The following is a 375-nucleotide window of genomic DNA, read 5'->3' as shown; positions in this document are numbered from 1 at the left end:
ATTCCAGATCCCGGCGAGTTTCTCGCCTTGCAGTTCGAACTTGAGCTTGCCTTTGGCGTAGGCTGTTTGCGGGTCTTCCAGCGGGATCCACACGCCACGATCCCAGACAATCACATCCCCGGCGCCGTAGTGCCCCTCGGGAATGCTGCCCTCGAAGGTGGCGTAATCAAGCGGGTGATCCTCGACATGCACCGCCAGGCGCTTGACCTTGGGGTCGAGTGACGGGCCCTTGGGCACCGCCCAGCTTTTCAGCGCACCGTCGAGTTCCAGGCGAAAGTCATAATGCAGGTGCGACGCGTCGTGCTTCTGGATGCAGAACTGCAAGGCGTGGTTGCCGGCGGTTTTGCGTCCCGGGCGCTTGACGGCGGCAGGCTC

1 protein-coding gene is annotated in these 375 nt (G+C 62.7%); it reads right to left on the bottom strand.

The features are described from left to right. Positions 1–375 (bottom strand): DNA polymerase ligase N-terminal domain-containing protein (locus DBR24_RS32630; protein ID WP_305889061.1); only part of this gene is annotated, 375 nt, incomplete at both ends.

Source organism: Pseudomonas sp. HMWF006 (assembly GCF_003061205.1).
Lineage (GTDB): Bacteria > Pseudomonadota > Gammaproteobacteria > Pseudomonadales > Pseudomonadaceae > Aquipseudomonas > Aquipseudomonas monsensis.
This window is presented reverse-complemented; position numbering and strand designations above follow the sequence as displayed.